An 18602-nucleotide genomic window follows, 5' to 3' on the forward strand; every position below is an offset into this window, starting at 1 on the left:
AAACAGCACCTGAACTCAAGTGCTGTTTTCCTCTCTTAATTGGCCACGATATTAACGAGTTTTCCCGGTACAGCAATCACTTTACGAACCGTTTTTCCATCAATTTGCGTTTTGACTTTATCATCGCCCATGGCGATTTGTTCTAACGCATCCTTATTGGTATCTGCCGGTACCATCAGCTTTGCTTTTACTTTCCCGTTGATTTGAATCACAATTTCTACTTCATCATCCTTTAATTTTCCCTCATCATATGCCGGCCACGCCTCATATGAAATGCTGCCGCTATGACCAAGCTTTTCCCACAGCTCTTCCGCAATATGCGGGCACATTGGTGCAAGCAATTTGACAAAGCCCTCCATATAGCTGATTGGCAGGACATCCGCTTTATACGCATCATTGATAAACACCATTAATTGTGAAATCGCCGTATTAAAGCGTAAATGTTCATAGTCCTCGGTTACTTTTTTCACCGTTTGATGGTAAACCTTCTCCAGACTGCTGCCTTGTTCATTGTCCTGAATTTTCGCGTTCAACGTTTCATTTTCTTCTATGAATAAACGCCAAATTCGGTCAAGAAAGCGTCTTGCTCCGTCCACTCCATTTGTTGACCAGGCAATCGAACCTTCAAGAGGTCCCATAAACATTTCGTAAAGACGCAGTGTATCAGCACCATGGCTTTCGACAATTTCGTCCGGATTGACGACATTGCCTTTTGATTTACTCATTTTTTCATTATTTTCCCCAAGAATCATTCCTTGGTTAAATAACTTTTGGAATGGCTCTTTTGTTGTAACAACACCAAGATCATACAAGAATTTATGCCAGAAGCGGGCGTACAATAAGTGCAGAACGGCATGCTCTGCTCCGCCGATATAAATATCAACTGGAAGCCATTCTTTTAATTTTTCAAAATCGGCAAAAGCTTCCTCATTATGCGGATCGATAAAACGCAGGTAGTACCAGCAGCTGCCTGCCCATTGCGGCATCGTATTTGTTTCCCGGCGTCCTTTTTTACCTGTTTCCGGATCGACAACATTGACCCAATCCGTAATATTAGCCAGCGGCGACTCACCTGTTCCAGATGGTTTGATTTCTTTTGTCACTGGAAGCACTAACGGCAATTCAGCTTCAGGAACAGCCGTCATTGTTCCGTCTTCCCAGTGAATAACCGGAATCGGTTCGCCCCAATAGCGCTGGCGGCTGAACAGCCAGTCGCGAAGACGGTAGGTTACTTTTTTCGTCCCAATCCCCTTTTCTTCAAGCCAAGCGATCATTTTACTGATGGCATCTTCCTTATTTAATCCATTTAAAAAGTCTGAATTAACATGCTTTCCATCACCGGCATAGGCTTCCTTTTCAATATCTCCGCCGGCAACAACCTCTTTTATTTCAAGGTTGAATTTTTTCGCAAATTCATAGTCACGCTCATCATGTGCCGGTACGGCCATAATAGCTCCGGTACCATAGCTGACTAATACATAGTCGGCAATCCAGATCGGTGTCTTTTCTCCATTCACCGGATTAATCGCGTAAGCTCCGGTAAAGACACCGGTTTTGTCTTTTGCTAAATCGGTTCTTTCCAGATCACTTTTACTTTTGATTTGCTCTAAATAGGCATCCACTGCAGGACGCTGTTCGTCGGTTGTGATTTCCTTTACTAATGCATGTTCAGGTGCAAGAACGCAATACGTAGCGCCGAACAAGGTATCAGGACGAGTAGTAAATACAGTAAAGGCTGCATCATGCTGTTCAATTTTGAAATTGACCTCTGCACCTTCGGAACGGCCAATCCAGTTGCGCTGCATATCTTTAATGCTTTCCGGCCAATCTAATTCTTCCAAGTCTTCAAGCAAACGATCGGCATAGGCAGTGATTTTCAGCATCCATTGTTTCATTGGACGGCGTTCTACAGGATGTCCGCCCCGTTCACTCTTTCCGTCAATGACTTCTTCATTGGCCAGCACGGTCCCAAGCGCCGGGCACCAGTTCACGGCTACTTCATCAATGTATGCCAGGCCTTTTTCATAAAGCTTTAAAAAGATCCATTGCGTCCATTTGTAATAATGAGGATCTGTTGTATTCACTTCCCGATCCCAGTCATAGGAAAAACCTAATGATTTAATTTGGCGGCGGAAATTATTGATGTTTTGAAGCGTAAAATCAGCGGGATCATTTCCTGTATCCAATGCATACTGCTCAGCCGGAAGACCAAAAGCATCCCAGCCCATTGGATGAAGAACATTATAGCCCTGCATTCTTTTTAATCTGGATAAAATATCCGTTGCAGTATAACCCTCCGGGTGGCCTACGTGCAATCCTGCACCAGATGGGTATGGGAACATATCAAGAGCGTAAAATTTACGTTTATTTTTAGCTTCACTTGTTTTAAAAGTTTTATTTTCTTCCCAGAATTTTTGCCATTTTTTTTCAATCTCAAGATGATTGAAACTCATTTCTTTTTCCTCCCAAAAATAAAATTGACAATTACCTTCACACATTTTCTGACACTTGTATTTAGAGAAAAATATAAAAAACCCCTCATCCCAAATTGGGACGAGAGGATTATATACGAATCTTCCCGCGGTACCACCCACATTAGTGCACAAGTCACTCGCTTCATTCAACCTTAACGCGGTAAACGGCAATCATTACTGGGCTTCGTGATCGCAACTCTAAGGCGAGTTCATGACGTTCCTGACTGACTTGCACCACCCGTCAGTTCTCTATTAGTTCAGGAAATCAAATCATTACTATTCCTTTTCAATGTCATTGATTTATGAATATATAGTGCTATTCTATACCATTTTATGTTACGATGCAAGTTCACACTAAAGGTGAAATAATAATGGCTGCTCCAACGGGTAAGCACCTTGGAACAGCCCTTTGTTTTATTTTACGCCTGTATTTGCCTTCACCATGACTTCTGCATATCTTTTCTCATCCCGTTTATGGGAAACTAGTGTTCCGATAATCCCGCCGATAAATCCGGCTGGTATCGAAATAATCGCTGGATTCGTTAAGGCCAACAGCGGTTCCCCAACGAAGATAGCCACCCCTGGTTCAGGGTTTAACACATTCGGGCTCACCGCCACTAGCACTAATGCTGAGATCAGACCAGTCAGCATACCGGTAACGGCCCCTGTTGTATTAAATCTTTTCCAATAGATGGTATAGATAATGACCGGCAGGTTCGCACTTGCTGCGACACAGAAAGCCAGTGAAACCAGAAATGCCACATTCATTTTTTGCGCAAACAAAGCAAGAATAATGGAAAAAATGGAAACCCCAATCGACGCATAGCGGGCTGCCAGCATTTGCTGTTTTTCCGTCACTTTGCCCTTTTTAATAATTTGTCCATAAATATCATGGGCGAATGCGGACGCACCTGACAATACAAGACCTGCTACAACCGCTAAAATGGTTGCAAAGGCTACAGCTGATACAAAGGACATCAGGAAGTCCCCGCCTAATGCTTTTGCTAATAATGGTGCGGCCATATTACCGGCTGCATTAGCACTGATAATATCCTGAGAGCCAACAAAGGCTGCGGCGCCAAAACCAAGGAAAATCGTTAAAATATAGAAGATTCCGACCACCCATGTGGCGGTTACCACAGAGCTGCGGGCTGTTTTCGCATCTTTTACCGTAAAGAAACGCATTAAAATATGCGGCAGACCTGCAGTTCCAAGAACAAGCGCTGCCATCATCGAAATCGTATCGAGCGGATTCTGATACTTGATGCCGGGGTTTAAATAATTTTCCCCATGTGGTGTTAACGTTTTCATTTCTTTAAACATGTTAAAAATATTAAAGTCGAATTTTGCCAGTACGAGAAAAGAAATGACCACTGTTCCCAGCATAAGCAGGCAGGCTTTAATAATTTGCACCCAGCTTGTAGCTGTCATTCCGCCAAATAATACATAAATCGTCATCATCACGCCCACGATTAAGACGGCCACCCAATAATCAATTCCTAATAACAGCTGAATAAGTGCGCCGGCTCCAACTAACTGGGCAATCATGTAAAAAATCACAATGGTAATCGTACTTAATGCCGCTGTTCCGCGGATCTTCTTTTCATCAAAACGGGCATTGATCATATCGGCGATTGTATAACGGCCTAAGTTGCGCAGCGGTTCGGCCACGATATATAAAACAACCAGGTAAGCCACTAAATAACCGATGGAAAAGAAAAATCCATCAAATCCATTTAAGGCAATAGCACCGGCAATTCCTAAAAACGAAGCAGCGGATAAATAATCCCCGGCAATAGCTAGTCCATTCTGCCAGCCAGTTAAACCGCCGCCGGCAGTGTAAAATTCACTTGCCGTTTTGGTCCGTTTGGCAGCCCAATAGGTAATCACGAGCGTCATTCCGACAATCAGAACAAATAAAACAAAGGCTACCATACTCATAGTTTTTGTTCTCCTTGATTTTCAACGATTTCTTCGGCCATAGAATCAAATTTTGCCGCTTTCTTTACATAAGTCATGCATAATACCCATGTCATCACAAATAAGCCCATGGAATAAATCCATGTCCAGGATATGGAGCCAATAGCAGGCTCATTTAAAATCGTAGTGTAGGAAGTAAGGATTGGTAATAAAAAATAAAGACTTAAGAAGATAATCGTAGATGGAATGAGGAATTTCTTCTTGGTGTTGAGTAAATGCTTAAAATCTTGACTGCCTGCAATTTTTTCAAAATCGTAATTTGGCTCTTTTTGTTGTACAACATCAGTTTTTGCATAATTCTCCAAATAAACCACTCCTTTTTTGTAATTTTCTGAATTATATTTATATTCTAAAAAATGTAGATAAAAATAGCAATATAATTATAAAAGTCAGGATAATAGTCCCGTAATAACGTTGAAAAGAGCTGATCCATTGAAGGAATCAGCTCTTTTATGCCAAATCATTATTTTGGATGAATTTTTGCCCTTGTCGGCTGCGCTCCGCTTTGTTCATATTTCTTTTTTGCCAGTTTTACAAGATCCTTTTCTTCGCCAAATTCGACATCCTGACTATTAACACCATTTCGCGTTTTTTGTTCAGGATTCTGCTGTTTTGATCGTTTTTTCATCATTTTTCCTCCTACCGTCCGAGTAAGATCATCTGATTCTGCATTTGCTGGAGCTGCAGCCGCATCCGGTGTAATTGTTCCCGCTGCTGCCCATTTGCACTCTGAGCCAGTTTCGCTAAATCATTATAGGCAGCTTCTAATTGCTGCAAAGCCTGAACATGTTCATTATCATTGTAGTGTTGTTGTGTACTGCTTATCGTACATTGGTCATTTGCGAAGCGTAATGCATCTTCACATTCTTGAATCAACTGTTCAACCGACTCACGCGTTGCCATCGGAAAACCCCTCCTATTCTTTGAGAAAGCTCTAACCGAGCTTACGCTTTTATTTTGTGCAAGATTTCTCTTTTTACCCTGCCATGCTTCGTTCTATTTACAGTGGATAACTCATTCACTTCATGATAAAATGGATAAATTCGAGTATAAAAGGAGGAATCTGAGTTGAATCAGAATAACCCTTTTCCATATGCAGCAGATCAGAAGCGTTACCATACATGGAATTACCATTTACGAAATACATTTGGGGAAAAGGTGTTTAAAATTGCCTTAGATGGAGGTTTTGATTGTCCGAACCGCGACGGCACCGTGGCACACGGAGGCTGCACATTTTGCAGTGCTTCCGGCTCAGGAGATTATGCCGGCAACCGCGCCGATGACCTTATTAAACAGTTCAATGAAATAAAAAGTAAAATGCACACAAAATGGAAAGATGGCAAATATATGGCCTATTTTCAGGCATTTACCAATACGCATGCTCCCGTCGATGTATTACGGGAAAAATATGAAACGGTATTAAACCTTGAAGGTGTAGTCGGTCTGTCTATTGCAACGAGACCGGACTGCCTCCCCGATGATGTCGTTGATTATTTAGCGGAGTTAAATGAACGAACCTATTTATGGGTAGAGCTCGGACTGCAAACGATTCATGAACAAACAGCGAATCTGATTAACCGTGCCCATGATTTTCCCACCTATGTCAGCGGGGTAGAGAAACTGCGCCAGCGCGGCATTCGTGTATGTTCTCACATTATCAATGGTCTTCCGCTTGAAACAACCGATATGATGATGGAAACAGCAAAAGCGGCAGCCAGCTTGGATGTGCAGGGAATTAAAATCCATCTTCTCCATTTATTAAAGGGTACACCAATGGTCAAACAATATGAAAAAGGGATGCTGCAGTTTTTATCATTTGCAGACTATGTCCAATTAGTATGTGATCAATTAGAAATCCTTCCTCCTGAAATGATTATCCATCGAATCACAGGTGATGGTCCGATTGATTTAATGATTGGTCCGATGTGGAGTGTTAATAAATGGGAAGTATTGAATGCCATCGATGCAGAACTCGTCCGCCGCAACAGTTGGCAGGGCAAGTTCTATGTACCACAGGATAGTGGGGTGAAAGGATGAAGCTGGAACGAATCCTTCCTTTTGCAAAAACGCTTTTAGCTAAGGCAATAAAGCCCGGTGATGCAGTCGTTGACGGAACGCTTGGAAACGGACATGATGCGGAACTGCTATGTGAATTGGTTGGTGATTCCGGACAGGTTTTCGGCTTTGATATTCAAGAAACCGCCCTCAGAAACAGTTTAAAACGAATCGAAAAAAGAGATTTTACGGATCGCGTTACGTTTTATCAAAGAGGTCATGAACATATTAAAGAATCCATTCCACCTCAATATCATGGAAAAATCACTGCCGCCATTTTTAACCTTGGTTACTTGCCCGGCGGTGATAAAACATTGGTAACGCAACCGGAAACAACGATTTCAGCTATTGAACAGCTCCTTTCTATCATGGCACCGGAAGGAATGATCGTCCTGGTTATTTACCATGGTCATCCTGAAGGCGCAGTCGAACGGGACATCCTGTTGCAATATGCCGGAAGTATTGACCAAAAAAAGGCGCATGTTTTACAGTACCGCTTTATCAACCAAATAAATAACCCGCCTTTTATTATGGCCATTGAAAAAAGAGCACAGGTTGAATAATTCAAACCTGTGCTCTTTTTCTGCGTGAATGATATACTCTCTCGTGTTTGATTAGGCCGGAGAAGATTTTTGCAATTTCCGGTATATGACTGCATTAAAATAGAAGAAGGCACTTGCAGGACCTGCTGTTTTTAATATTTCCTTTGCCAGCTTCCAGATATTTTGCTGTTTCCTTACTTTGTCATCAGAGAGATAAAGACCGAGCAATCCCCGGTTAATCAATTGATGAAACCGTTTATGCGGCAGCAGTTTTGTATGGCGGTCAGCCTCTTTGACAAAATGCTGTAAACGGTGAAACAGCTCCTGATCATTTTTATAATAAAAACAAAAGTTTAAATCGCCCCCCTGGCGATCCTCCTCTTGATCAATAAAATAATCCAGTAAAATATGAAGTCCTTGAATATACGGGAAATAACCCTGACGGATATGCTCAGCATGTCCGACGACAAAATCGTCGCGAAAAGCATAAGATACAAGACAGAAAATCCCTAAAGTAGACCCGGAGCATGCGGAAAATTCATACCATGACATCTCAGGAATCGCTTCTTTATTATTATTAAACCAATTTCTGAGACGCGGCACCCTCTGCTCAGGGATCACATGTTTATGTACCTGCAGGTCGCAATAATAGTGACAAAGCTCTAATAAATACTCCCTAATCTCTGGATAATGGCTGCACCTGGACAAGACATCCCGGCAGGTTGCAGCTAAATCATACAAATACCGCCCATCCTCCCGTTCATTGCGAAAACGGTAATAGTCCCCTGACTGTTGCTGTTTTCCCTCCATCGACAGCGCATCCTTCATTGCTTCATGCAGTGCGGAAAAATCCTTCGGATCCAGTGATGTACTTCGATCACATAGATTATCTAAATAATCACTGATCGTTTGATAAGCAACGATAAAACGAATCACTTCCGCGTAATGTTCATTCGCTGTTAAAGCTAATATCGCTCCGCCTTCACAATGAAAAGTTTTATATTCGATACTTGCTAAGGCCTGACTGCGCAATTCCGGATCCGGTATCTGCTCAGCACGCTCTTTCCAAAAGGAGAGCTCCCGGTGGACAGTTGGAAAAATTTTGCGGTATGCTTTTGCCATTAAACTAAACGGCATTGATGGAACTGACATAACAAAACCTCACTTACACAATATAGCCAATTGCTTTTAATTGGCTGTTAAAAAAATCCTTGGCATACTCAAATACTTCTTCCCGTTCAGGCTCATTGAAAATTTCATGATAGCATTTAGGCCATTCCTTAAATCTTTTTTCTGATAGCGGAACATCGTTAAACCAGTCTCTTACAGTATGTTTATTAACTATTTTGTCATCGCCGCCCTGCATCACCAGAAATGGAAGGTCCTGAATTTTATCATTATTTTCAAAAGCAAACTTTATCGCCTGAATGAGCTCGTGATACCATCTGACGGATACCTTGGTGATATACAAAGTATCATTGACATCAGCCTCCCTTACATCTGGATTACGGGTTGCCATATCAACGGTTAAACCAGAATTCACTCTAAAGCTTGGGGCAACTACATTTAGGACGGAAGAAAATAGATTCGTCATTTTCGCCGGGTAATTCACTAAACCTAAACATGGAGAAGAGAGCACTACTCCTGCCAAATTCATTTTTTCTTCCTGCAGCAAGCGGATGGAAATTAAGCCGCCCATGCTATGACCGATAAGAAATACCGGTAAATTAAACTGATACGCTGCCTGAATCCAATCCTTTACTTCAAATATATATTCATCGAAAGAATCAATATGGCCCCTTCTTGACCTCGTTGTCATCCCTTGTCCGGGCAGATCACCCATGATGACATGAAAGCCTGATAACCGCCACATTTCAATTAACCAGCCGTAGCGGCGGTGATGTTCCATGGCTCCGTGGACCATCACAATCACTGCTTTTGCTTCTCCTTCCGCTTCCCACTTCCACATTGTTCCTTCCTCCTGTTACACACTTTTTCGCTATCCTTCTATTATGACGCAAAAACAAAAGCTTTGACAAATCAATACCCTTATCAGAAAATAATCAAAGCATATCAATTTATTATTATGATGGTTTTAAAGGAGAGCTGCAAAATGATCTATCCATATAAGGGGAAAATCCCCAAAATTTCTGACACCGCATTTATTGCCGATTATGTCACCATCACAGGTGATGTAGAAATTGGCGATGAATCCAGCATTTGGTTCAATACTGTTATCCGCGGTGACGTTGCACCAACAATTATCGGAAAAAGAGTCAATATTCAGGATAACTCTGTATTACATCAAAGCCCCAATAACCCGCTTATTCTTGAAGACGATGTAACGGTGGGCCATCAAGTGATTCTGCACAGCTGTATTTTGCGAAAAAAGGCATTTATTGGCATGGGCTCAACCATACTAGACAGCGCTGAAATTGGTGAAGGAGCATTTATCGGTGCAGGCAGTCTTGTCCCTAAAGGGAAGAAAATCCCGCCAAATACGCTTGCATTTGGCAGACCTGTAAAAGTAATCCGTGAATTAGGACCGGAAGATCTTGCCGATATGGAACGAGTTAGACGGGAATATGTCGAGAAAGGCCAGTACTACCGGGCACTGCAGCAAAATCAAAATCAGTAACCAGCACTTTACCATTTATCACCACATTAAAAAACCGCGATTTCATCCGATAATAATCCCATAAGGATTTTGATTATTGATTTAGGGTGAAGCACATGAATTTACTATATATGGTTATTCTCCTCCTGTTTTGTATTTTGATACTGCTTATCGCTAAATTTGTAACGGGTAAAAGGCTTGTTTCATCGATAATCGTTTTCGTTTTTAGTGTTTCCATGATCACGGCAGGTATTTTGCTTGATACATTAAAGCAGGAAAATGCTGTCAATGCTATGACCCGCTTTAAAAATCTGCTGCAAACACCGATAGCCAAAACGAATGCTTTTATCGAGGAAAATTTTATCTTAGACTTGATTGAAGTAAAAGACAGCGTACTCCTCGATGCACCTGTCATCAATCAGAAACCGGAATTGCCGCGCGGCTGTGAAGTGACAAGCCTGGCGATGATGCTCCAGTATGCAGGTATTCATGCGGATAAAATGATGCTGGCTGAGCAAATCAAACGAGATCCAACGGCCTATCGCAAAGAACATGGAATCGTCTATTTCGGTCACCCGAATAACGGCTTTGTCGGGGATATGTATTCGTATCAAAACCCGGGACTGGGTGTGTATCATCGTCCCATTGCAGAATTGGCGGAAAAGTATTTACCCGGCTCGATCCACGACTTTACAGGCTCAGACTTTGAGGAGATTAAAAAACATCTTTCAGACGGGCGCCCGGTTTGGGTCATTACAAATACAGCGTACAGGCATCTTGAGCCAAATTATTTTCAAACATGGCAGACACCAAATGGACCAATAGATATTACCTACAAAGAGCATTCAGTCCTTATAACCGGATATGATGCAAATTACGTCTATTTTAACGATCCTTTAACAGGTGCGAAAAATAAAAAAGCACCCATAAAAGATTTTGAAGAATCCTGGGTGCAAATGGGAAAACAGGCAATCACCTATCTTCCCGATTATCCTCTTGCAGACAATGCTTCAGAGGTCTGAACATAGTCCGCTTCAAAGTTATAGACTTTTTCAACATAAATTTGGTGCCAGACCATAAACATCAGGACTGTCCAAATTTTACGGCTGTTGTCTGCCTTGCCCTGGCAATGGGCATCAAGAAGCTTTAACACATAATCTTTATTAATTAAATGATCCGTGCTGCTTTCGCGGATTATTTTTTTTGCCCAATCGTTCATTTCGTCCTTAAGCCAATGTCGAATCGGTACAGGGAAGCCTAATTTTTTCCGATTTAACACATGGTCAGGGACAATCCCTTCTGCTGCTTTACGCAGCACGTATTTTGTTGTGCCGTTTGCTGTTTTTAACGACGTTGGGATTTGCGATGCCACTTTAAATACCTCTTTATCAAGAAACGGAACCCGAAGCTCCAACGAATGAGCCATTGTGACTCTGTCTGCTTTTAATAAGATATCGCCGCGCATCCATGTATGAATATCAATATACTGCATCCGATCTACCGGATCAAACCCGCGGCTCTCTTCATATAGTGGTCTCGTAATATCGGTATAATTCAAATCGTTTCTGTAGACATTTAATAACTGACGTTTTTCTGCTTCGGTAAACATTTTCGCATTCCCAATATACCGTTCTTCCATTGGGGTTACTCCTCGTTCAATGAAGCTTTTTCCTTTCATACCCTCAGGCATCAATGCAGCAATCCATTTGAGGAAAACTTTGCCAAATTGTGGCATCTTGTTAAAGACTTCAAGCGACTGCGGCTCACGATAGATATTATACCCGCCGAATAATTCATCGGCTCCCTCACCGGACAACACAACGGTAACGTGCTTTCGTGCTTCGCGGGCAACAAAATAAAGCGGTACACAAGCCGGATCAGCTAATGGGTCGTCCATATGCCACATAATTTTTGGCACTTCATTCATATATTCTTCAGGAGAAATAATATAGCTGATATTATCTACACCAAGCTTTTCAGCTGTTTCCTTCGCCACATCAATTTCACTGAAGCCATTATGATCAAAGCCAACAGAAAACGTCTTAATCGCAGGATGAAATTCCTTAGCAATCGACGCAATGATCGATGAATCAATGCCGCCTGAGAGGAAAGACCCCACCGGTACATCGCTGCGCATATGCACTTTAACCGAATCAAATAGAACATCTTTTATTTCTTTGACAAAATCTGCTTCTGATTTCTGTACCGGATGGAAATGAGCCTTCCAATAACGCTTAATTTCCAGCGGCGAGCCAATTTTTTTTGTAAAATAATGCCCCGGTTCTAATTTATGAATTCCCTCGGTTAACGTTTCAGGTTCCGGAACAAATTGGTAAGTTAAATAATGCTGTAATGATTCGTAATTTAATACTTCATTTTTTAATGCCAATAAAATACTCTTTTTCTCGGAAGCAAAATAAGTTTGCTCCTCACTCTCGCAATAGAAAAATGGCTTAATGCCGAAAGGATCCCTTGCACCGTACAGCGTCTGCTCCTGTTTGTCCCAAATGACAAAGGCAAACATGCCGCGCAATCGCTCAACCGCTTTTTCCTTCACATGACTGTATAGAGCAATAATAACCTCGGTATCTGAACTGGTTGCAAAACTTAAGCCTTCTTTGAGAAGTTCTTCACGCAATTCCACATAGTTATACACTTCACCATTAAAAATAATCCAATAACGCTCATTTTCATAGGTTAATGGCTGATGTCCGCTCTCAATATCAATAATACTCAAGCGGCGGAAGCCAAATTGGATATGTTCATCGGTGTAATAGCCTTCATCATCAGGTCCCCGATGGGTAATCAGGTTATTCATATTTTTGAAAAGCTGTTTATCGGTTTCTTGAAAGATTTGTGCTTTTTCATGTACACAACCAATAAAACCACACATTATGTACGTCACTCCTTAATAAAGCTTACACCCCTGATGGGTACTAAAGCCTGAATTTATCTAATCAAATGCGCCTTGGCGTATTTGCGCCCGATTTTTTTCTCACTCAAAGCGCCACGTCCTTATGTCTAGCCTGACTAGGACGTCCTGTCCGTCGTCGAGCTCGCTCGAAAAAATTCCTTTAAAAAATCGAGGCATCCGCCGGAGGCTTTACCTTTATTCAGCCAGGGTTTGACCTCATTGAATGCACAACTCATATACATCCATCTCGACGCTTACAGAACTGTAGACTTCTGCTGAATAAAGTAAAAAAACATACTCTCTTATACTACCACTAATTTTTTTATAATGGCATGCTGGAAATAAAAAATCAATGTGAAAACATCATATTCTTTGTAAGAAGTGAATATGGGTGGAAGAGAGGCGAAAAAAGGGGTGCATTCACCGATGCATCCCCATTTTATTCTTTGTTATTATTTACCTTGTGCCAGCTGTTTTAACAATTCAGCCTTATCTGTACGTTCCCACGGAAGATCCACATCTGTACGGCCAAAATGTCCGTATGCCGCCGTTTGTTTATAAATCGGACGGCGAAGATCCAGCATCCGGATAATTCCTGCTGGGCGAAGATCGAAGTGTTGGCTTACAAGGTTCACCAGTACATCTTCCTCTACTTGTCCCGTTCCAAATGTATCAATCGAAATCGAAACAGGCCGCGCAACTCCGATGGCATATGCCAGCTGGACTTCTACTTTATCAGCTAATCCGGCAGCAACAATATTTTTCGCTACATATCGAGCAGCATAGGCAGCAGAACGGTCCACTTTCGTTGGATCTTTACCGGAGAATGCACCACCGCCGTGACGAGCATAGCCGCCATAAGTATCAACGATAATTTTACGGCCTGTTAATCCGGCATCCCCCTGAGGTCCGCCAATGACAAAACGCCCGGTTGGATTAATAAAATATTTTGTTTGCTCATCAAGAAGTTCCTGAGGCACTATTGGCGCGATCACAAATTCCTTTAAATCACTTTTAATTTGTTCCAGCGTAATTTCAGGATGATGCTGAGTAGAGATGACAATCGTATCAACACGAACAGGTTTGTTATTTTCATCGTATTCTACTGTTACCTGTGTTTTACCATCAGGACGGAGATATGGGATAATCTCCTGTTTTCGAACATCAGCTAAGCGGCGCGCTAGATTGTGAGCTAAGGAAATCGGAAGCGGCATTAATTCTTTTGTTTCATTGGACGCAAAACCAAACATTAATCCTTGATCTCCTGCTCCGATAGCATCGATTTCTTCCTCTGACATGCTTCCTTCACGCGCTTCTAATGCTTTGTCAACGCCCATCGCAATATCTGGAGATTGTTCATCAATAGAAGTCAAAACGGCACATGTTTTATAATCAAAGCCATATTTTGCTCTTACGTAACCAATTTCTTTAATCGTTCCGCGTACGATTTTCGGAATATCGACATAAGTAGAAGTTGAAATTTCACCAGTTACTAACACTAAGCCAGTATTAACTGATGTTTCTGCAGCAACACGAGCATTAGGATCCTGTGCCAGAATGGCGTCTAAAATAGCATCAGAAATCTGGTCACAAATTTTATCCGGATGGCCTTCTGTAACAGATTCAGAAGTAAACAAACGATGTTTTTTTGTTGACAATCTTTTTCTCCTCCTTGAAAAGGGAAAGCTTGTTCCATTCATATTCCTTTTCCTCTATGATGAAATGAATGAACTTTCCAGCCTTTTACTAGTATATACGTTAATGATTTGGAGGTGCTTCAAATATGTTTAAAGAACCCCTATTGATACGGAACTCATTCCCTAAGTAGTATGGAAAAATAAGCGGGTTTTATCCTTTGTAAACATGGACATCATAGCTTTTTAAATAAATCCCTTTATCATGTTTCATGCATCGAAAGCCGATCTTAGCCTTATGGCAAAATAAAAAACCTTTCCATCATGTGAAAAGGTTGAAAGCAATCGATTCGCACTTTTCACTCTTATCGTTCAAGGAATGATGTCCTTGCCTCAGTTAAGCACCTTTTCTTTGAAGAACGACAATGGCTCGACTCGCTGTTTATATAACAGGCTTTTTCAGTAGTTTCTTAGAAAAAACCTAAAGCAGCAAGATGATTTTGCCAGGGCGTAATTCTTTAAGCAGGTTGCTGGGTTTCATAGGGTCTGTCCCTCCACCAGCTCGGGATAAGAGAGTATCCGTTCAAATTAAAATCTTACCGTACAAATATGAATAAAGTCAATCCTTTTACCTTTTCCTATTATATTATTAAATTATTCAAACCATTTCCTTATTTTTATTTCTTTAGAAAAAATAAATATTTTTTATTTAATAGTGTGATTAATTAGATGTATTGTGTTATACTTTTTAAAAAATGTTTTACAACTCAAATATTTTGAATAAAAGGAAGGTACTCATCGGATGAATTCTGTAAGTAAGACGAATGAAGTGAACGAATTACTTAAGGGCAGTAATGTTTTGAATCAGCTATCTGTTTCTCAGCTTGTGGAAAAAGTCATTGAAAGAAACGAAGGTGTTTTAACATCTACTGGTGCTGTTCGTGCGACAACAGGTAAATATACAGGCCGCTCTCCGAAAGATAAATATATTGTAGAGGAAGAATCTGTAAAGGATAAAATTGATTGGGGTGCAGTAAATCAGCCAATTTCTGAACAGATTTTTGCAAACCTTTTGAATAAAGTATTAGATTTTCTTAAAGCGAAAGAAGAAGTATTTGTTTTCAGAGGTTTTGCCGGTGCTGATACAAAATACCGTTTACCGATCCAGGTAATCAATGAATATGCATGGCATAATTTATTCGCTCATCAATTATTTATTCGTCCAACTCAGGAAGAGTTAGCTAGTCACGAAGCTGGTTTCACCATCATTTCTGCACCAAACTTTAAAGCAGATCCTGCGATTGATGGAACGACATCAGAAACATTTATCATTATATCTTTTGAAAAACGAATTGTATTAATAGGCGGAACTGAATATGCAGGTGAAATTAAAAAATCTGTATTCTCTCTTATGAATTATCTGCTCCCTGAAAGCGGTATCTTGTCTATGCATTGTTCCGCAAACGTTGGCCGTGAAGGAGATGTTGCCCTTTTCTTCGGTTTATCAGGTACAGGAAAAACAACCCTATCTGCAGACCCTAACCGCCGTTTAATCGGGGACGATGAACACGGATGGTCTAACAATGGCGTATTTAACATTGAAGGCGGCTGCTACGCAAAATGTATCAACCTATCCCGTGAAAAAGAACCGCAAATCTTTGATGCTATCCGTTTCGGTTCAGTATTAGAAAATGTTATTCTCGATAATGATTCACGGATTGCAGATTATGATGATGGTTCATTAACTGAAAATACCCGTGCGGCATACCCGCTTCAAGCCATTGATAATATTGTGGATCCAAGCGTTGCCGGTCATCCGCAAGCTATTGTTTTCCTAACTGCTGATGCATCCGGGGTATTGCCTCCGATCGCTAAACTTTCAAAAGAACAGGCTATGTACCACTTCTTAAGCGGTTATACATCAAAGTTAGCCGGAACAGAACGCGGGGTTACAACTCCTGAAGCAACTTTCTCTACATGCTTCGGTTCACCGTTCTTACCGCTTCCTGCTACACGATATGCTGCTATGCTCGGTGAAAAAATCAGTCAGCATAATGCAAGTGTATTCCTTGTCAACACAGGTTGGACCGGCGGAGAATACGGAGTCGGCAGCCGGATGAAACTAAGCTATACCCGTTCCATGGTGCACGCGGCATTAGATGGAGAACTAAATAACATAGAAACGAAAAAAGATGAAGTGTTTGGTCTTGATATTCCTTTACATGTTCCCGGTGTTCCTGATCACGTTCTTCAGCCAAATCAAACATGGGAAAATCAAGAAGAATACTATGCGAAAGCAAAAGAACTGGCCAATAAATTCCGTGAAAACTTTAATAAATTCAAAAATGTGGCACCTGAAATTATTGAAAAGGGCGGCCCTGTTGCTTAATTAAATACTAGACTGTTAGCTTAATGGTTTGATAGATTAAAAGAAATCGGATGCATATCCGATTTCTTTTTTGTATGATTGAACTTTGCCATAACAATAATTATCAGATTTATTTTAATTTTACAATAATAATTGTGAAACTGCAAACAAACTACCTTATCAGTGCATAAAATACATATTCTCCATAGCTGTCTTTAAATAATCAATAAATAAATGAACTTCGTTTGTTACAGCTTTTGTGATGATATATGTGGAAGACGTCGGAAGATTTATATTCTCCGTTTCGATCTTCCGCAATCTTTTCTGATTCAGTTCATCCCTGACCATGGTATAGGGTAAGCAGGAAACCCCCAGTCCCTGTTCAATAAACCGCTTCGTTACTTCTATTTGATTGACCTTCATCGTGCGGACTGCCGGGTAAGATCTTTTAATCTCATTCAATAACTGCTCCCAATAATCCGGATGGTTATGGGTGATTAATTTGTATTTTTGCAAAACCGCCTTTTCATCATCCATATGATCTGTATCAGCGGGATAAGGTCCGGTAAAGATCACAGGCTCTTCGTGGATAATCTGGCAGTTAATATTTGTCTGAATAGGCTTTATTCTTGTTAATCCTAAATGCGCTCGTCCTGCACTGAGTTCTTCCCCGATTTCATAAGAATTAAGAACATTAATAAGTACTTCAATAGACGGATGACAGTCCATAAAACCCCTTAGGATGGATGGCAGAATAGAGGAAGCAATCTGCGGAGCAGCGGCAATAATAAGTTTTCGCTCATAGCCTTGTTTCCATAATTCAAACTGTTCTAAACCCTGCTCATATTTCTCTATGATATCCTTTGCATAAGGAAGAAAATGGATTCCAGCTGAAGTTAAGGAAATACTCTTTCCATTTCTGTCAAATAACTGAATATGCAGATGTTCTTCAAGCCTATGAATATGCTTCGTAATGGCCGGCTGTGTGAGAAACAATTCTTCTGAGGCCTTGCGAAAATTTTCGTATTTAGCTGCAGTGATAAATGTTTTTAGCCATTTAATGTCCATATGGTTCCCTTCTAATAACACATCGTTATTAATTTCCTTATTTTTTGTTAATTTTCATTATCCATCTAAACGATTATACTCAAGTTAACAAAATTTTACAGTATTATAAATTATATAAAAAGGGAGAGAAAGCAGCGATGGAAAAGATGAATAGCGCGAAAGACATTTGGAATGCCGGTTTATATGATGGGAAGCATTCTTTTGTATCGAAATACGGAAGTGGGATCATGGAATTATTAGCACCTCTTGAAGGCGAGAAAATCCTTGACCTTGGCTGCGGTACCGGGGATTTGGCAAAAAAACTGTTCGACCGTAAAATAGATGTAATCGGTGTTGATCAGTCAGAAAATATGATTCAACAAGCGAAGGAAAAATATCCTCATATCCCATTTAAGGTAGAGGATGCAGCAAAATTAAATTATCAAGGCGAATTTGATGCCGTATTCTCCAATGCAACCCTTCATTGGGTTAAACAAGCTCAAGAGGCTTTGCACAGCATTTATCATAGCCTAAAACAAGGCGGAAGATTTGTTGCCGAATTTGGCGGGAAAGGAAATGTGCAAACCATTACCGATGCCATTATTGCTCATTTAAAAATAGCAGGAATCACTTACCAACAGGAACAATTCCCTTGGTACTATCCAAGTATTGCCGAATATACTTCATTGATGGAAGAGGCTGGATTCCGGGTAACCTTTGCCCAGCATTTCGATCGTCCGACCCCATTGGATGGTGAGGATGGATTAAGAAACTGGATTAAAATGTTTGGCAGCCAGCTGTTAAATAGGGTCGAGACCGACAAGCAGAATCGGATCATCCTGAATGTTGAGGAACAAGTAAGGGAAAAATTATATGCTGATGGCCGCTGGACAGCTGATTATAAAAGAATCCGTGTAATAGGAGTAAAAGAATAATTGCCTGCCAAGGCCTCATAAAATCTTATGGGGCCT

General features: G+C 40.9%; 16 protein-coding genes, 1 riboswitch and 1 other annotated feature. Of the genes, 6 read left to right on the forward strand and 10 right to left on the reverse strand.

Features of this window, described 5'->3' with window-relative positions:
• Window positions 1–35: 35 nt before the first annotated feature.
• The 5 genes from leuS to HNR53_RS11645 all read right to left on the reverse strand — a co-directional run bounded on the left by leuS (window position 36) and on the right by HNR53_RS11645 (window position 5357).
• Window positions 36–2453 (reverse strand): leucine--tRNA ligase, encoded by a 2418-nt coding sequence (leuS, locus tag HNR53_RS11625; RefSeq protein WP_184526120.1) that lies wholly within the window; start codon window positions 2451–2453, stop codon window positions 36–38.
• A gap of 93 nt (window positions 2454–2546) precedes the next feature.
• Window positions 2547–2773 (reverse strand) — a binding site (T-box leader).
• A 115-nt stretch (window positions 2774–2888) separates the two neighbouring features.
• Window positions 2889–4415, reverse strand: coding sequence for a solute symporter family protein (locus tag HNR53_RS11630; protein WP_184526121.1), 1527 nt, complete (start codon window positions 4413–4415; stop codon window positions 2889–2891).
• On the reverse strand, window positions 4412–4768 hold the full coding sequence (locus HNR53_RS11635) for a DUF485 domain-containing protein (protein WP_377802081.1): 357 nt from the start codon (window positions 4766–4768) through the stop codon (window positions 4412–4414). Before HNR53_RS11635 ends, HNR53_RS11630 begins: the two co-directional genes overlap by 4 nt.
• A 149-nt stretch (window positions 4769–4917) precedes the next feature.
• A complete protein-coding gene (locus tag HNR53_RS11640) occupies window positions 4918–5082 on the reverse strand; it encodes a glycogen biosynthesis protein GlgD (RefSeq protein WP_184526211.1) in 165 nt (54 codons plus the stop codon).
• Between the two features lie 11 nt (window positions 5083–5093).
• A complete protein-coding gene (locus HNR53_RS11645) occupies window positions 5094–5357 on the reverse strand; it encodes a DUF2524 family protein (protein WP_184526123.1) in 264 nt (87 codons plus the stop codon).
• 165 nt (window positions 5358–5522) lie between these two features.
• Here HNR53_RS11645 and mnmL point away from each other — a divergent pair, with 165 nt between their 5' ends.
• Window positions 5523–6491, forward strand: a complete 969-nt coding sequence (mnmL, locus tag HNR53_RS11650; RefSeq protein WP_184526124.1) for a tRNA modification radical SAM protein MnmL/YtqA — start codon at window positions 5523–5525, stop codon at window positions 6489–6491.
• Entirely contained in the window at window positions 6488–7072 is a 585-nt protein-coding gene (gene mnmM / locus HNR53_RS11655; protein ID WP_184526125.1) for a tRNA 5-(aminomethyl)-2-thiouridylate-methyltransferase MnmM, read from the forward strand. The genes mnmL and mnmM overlap by 4 nt, the downstream gene beginning before the upstream one ends.
• A gap of 51 nt (window positions 7073–7123) precedes the next feature.
• On the opposite strand, the gene HNR53_RS11660 is transcribed toward mnmM, so the two are convergent.
• Together HNR53_RS11660 and HNR53_RS11665 are read right to left on the reverse strand one after the other, a co-directional pair.
• Complete coding sequence (locus tag HNR53_RS11660) at window positions 7124–8203, reverse strand: tetraprenyl-beta-curcumene synthase family protein (protein WP_184526126.1); 1080 nt, start codon at window positions 8201–8203, stop codon at window positions 7124–7126.
• A 13-nt stretch (window positions 8204–8216) separates the two neighbouring features.
• On the reverse strand, window positions 8217–9020 hold the full coding sequence (locus tag HNR53_RS11665) for an alpha/beta hydrolase (RefSeq protein ID WP_184526127.1): 804 nt from the start codon (window positions 9018–9020) through the stop codon (window positions 8217–8219).
• Window positions 9021–9164: 144 nt separating this feature from the next.
• Here HNR53_RS11665 and HNR53_RS11670 point away from each other — a divergent pair, with 144 nt between their 5' ends.
• Both HNR53_RS11670 and HNR53_RS11675 read left to right on the forward strand, forming a co-directional pair.
• A complete protein-coding gene (locus HNR53_RS11670) occupies window positions 9165–9689 on the forward strand; it encodes a gamma carbonic anhydrase (RefSeq protein WP_184526128.1) in 525 nt (174 codons plus the stop codon).
• Window positions 9690–9784: 95 nt separating this feature from the next.
• The gene (locus tag HNR53_RS11675; RefSeq protein WP_184526129.1) at window positions 9785–10690 is read left to right on the forward strand and encodes a C39 family peptidase; all 906 of its coding nucleotides are present in this window, start codon (window positions 9785–9787) and stop codon (window positions 10688–10690) included.
• Here HNR53_RS11675 and asnB read toward each other — a convergent pair.
• Both asnB and metK read right to left on the reverse strand, forming a co-directional pair.
• Window positions 10657–12561 carry an asparagine synthase (glutamine-hydrolyzing) gene (gene asnB / locus HNR53_RS11680; RefSeq protein WP_184526130.1) on the reverse strand — a complete coding sequence of 635 codons (1905 nt, stop codon included), beginning with the start codon at window positions 12559–12561 and terminating at the stop codon, window positions 10657–10659. The two genes, HNR53_RS11675 and asnB, sit on opposite strands and share 34 nt — an antisense overlap.
• A gap of 473 nt (window positions 12562–13034) precedes the next feature.
• A complete protein-coding gene (gene metK, locus HNR53_RS11685; protein ID WP_246439539.1) occupies window positions 13035–14240 on the reverse strand; it encodes a methionine adenosyltransferase in 1206 nt (401 codons plus the stop codon).
• 338 nt (window positions 14241–14578) lie between these two features.
• Window positions 14579–14790: riboswitch (SAM riboswitch) on the reverse strand.
• A gap of 228 nt (window positions 14791–15018) precedes the next feature.
• Between metK and pckA the strand changes: the two genes are divergently transcribed.
• Complete coding sequence (gene pckA, locus HNR53_RS11690; RefSeq protein ID WP_184526132.1) at window positions 15019–16605, forward strand: phosphoenolpyruvate carboxykinase (ATP); 1587 nt, start codon at window positions 15019–15021, stop codon at window positions 16603–16605.
• 159 nt (window positions 16606–16764) lie between these two features.
• On the opposite strand, the gene HNR53_RS11695 is transcribed toward pckA, so the two are convergent.
• Window positions 16765–17652, reverse strand: coding sequence for a LysR family transcriptional regulator (locus HNR53_RS11695; protein ID WP_184526133.1), 888 nt, complete (start codon window positions 17650–17652; stop codon window positions 16765–16767).
• Window positions 17653–17789: 137 nt separating this feature from the next.
• On the opposite strand from HNR53_RS11695, the gene HNR53_RS11700 reads away from it, so the two are divergent.
• Window positions 17790–18566, forward strand: a complete 777-nt coding sequence (locus HNR53_RS11700) for a class I SAM-dependent methyltransferase (protein ID WP_184526135.1) — start codon at window positions 17790–17792, stop codon at window positions 18564–18566.
• Window positions 18567–18602 lie beyond the last annotated feature (36 nt).

The sequence above is a fragment of the Bacillus benzoevorans genome (genome assembly GCF_014207535.1).
Lineage (GTDB): Bacteria > Bacillota > Bacilli > Bacillales > Cytobacillaceae > Bacillus_BD > Bacillus_BD benzoevorans.